Source organism: Synechococcus sp. BA-120 BA3, from assembly GCF_034931285.1.
Lineage (GTDB): Bacteria > Cyanobacteriota > Cyanobacteriia > PCC-6307 > Cyanobiaceae > Cyanobium.
Genome location: NZ_JAYGHZ010000472.1, coordinates 1 through 1,126, shown reverse-complemented (window position 1 = coordinate 1,126; position 1,126 = coordinate 1). Strand labels below are relative to the sequence as shown.

General features: G+C 74.4%; 2 protein-coding genes. Both read right to left on the bottom strand.

Features of this window, described 5'->3' with window-relative positions:
* Positions 1–278: non-canonical purine NTP pyrophosphatase (locus tag VB737_RS16910; RefSeq protein ID WP_500314680.1), on the bottom strand; the 278-nt coding region annotated here is incomplete at its 3' end.
* Positions 278–1,126, bottom strand: an 849-nt coding sequence (locus VB737_RS16905; protein ID WP_500314679.1) for a phosphohexomutase domain-containing protein, incomplete at its 5' end; no start/stop codon positions are given. The genes VB737_RS16905 and VB737_RS16910, both read right to left, overlap by 1 nt.

Here is a 1,126-nt window from a genome sequence, read left to right as displayed (position 1 = left end):
GAATGGACCCCGGGGGCGCCGCCCAGGGCCGCCACCGCCCGGCCCGAGTCGTCGGCCAGGGCCCAGTGGCCGGTTGCCCGGGCCACCGCCACGGCCTTCAGCCGGGCATTGGCGGCGAACGTGGTACCCGTTTCCTCCACCTCCAGGCCCTCGGGCTGGGGCCGCACCGCCAGGGGCAGCGAGGCCAGCAGGTGGGAGAACTCCCGGATCTTGCCGGCGTTGCCGCTGGCGATCACCAGCACGGTGGGCGCCACCCCGGGCTCCGATGGGGAGGCCATCAGATGCTCTCCGCCAGCTGGCGAGCCCAGGCCAGCACCGCCTGAACGCGGTCGGCGTCGGGGGCTTCGCAGTAGAGCCGCAGCAGGGGCTCGGTGCCGGAGAAGCGCAGCATCAGCCAGTGGCTGGGGCCCATCCGCAGCTTGACACCATCGGTGCGGTTCACCTCCAGCACCGTGGCTCCGGCCACCTCCTGCGGCGGATCCTGGGCCAGCAGCGCCTCCAGCCGGCGGCGGCTGGCCATGTCCGGCAGACGCAGGTCGAGGCGGTCGTAGAGGCTGGCGCCACCGCAGCGCTCCTGCAGGGCCGCCAGCCGGGCCCCGAGGGGCAGGCCCCCCTCCACCAGCGCCTCGATCAGCAGCAGGGCCGCGAACAGGGCATCCCGCTCCGGCAGGTGGAGGCCGAAGCCCACCCCGCCCGATTCCTCTCCCCCCACCAGCACCTCGCCGCTGAGCATCTCGGCGGCGATGTATTTGAAGCCGACGGGCATCTCGATCACCTCCCGGCCCAGGTCGGCCGCCACCAGGGCCATCAGGTCGGAGCCGCTCACGGTCTTGACGACGCGGCCCCCCAGCCCGCGGGCCCGGGCCAGGTGGTCGATCAGCAGGGGCATCAGCAGCTGGGTGCTGCAGAAGCGGCCCTGTTCGTCCACCGCGGCGATGCGGTCACCGTCACCGTCGAAGACGATGCCCACCGCCGGCCGGCCGGCGGCCGTGGCCTGGCGCACCTCGGCGATCAGCTGCTCCAGGTAGGGCGCCAGCGGCTCGGGCGGGTGGCCGCCGAAGAGGGGATCCCGCTCCCCCCGGATCTCCCGGATCACGCCGGCGGCGGCCCCCGCTTCCCCCAGCAG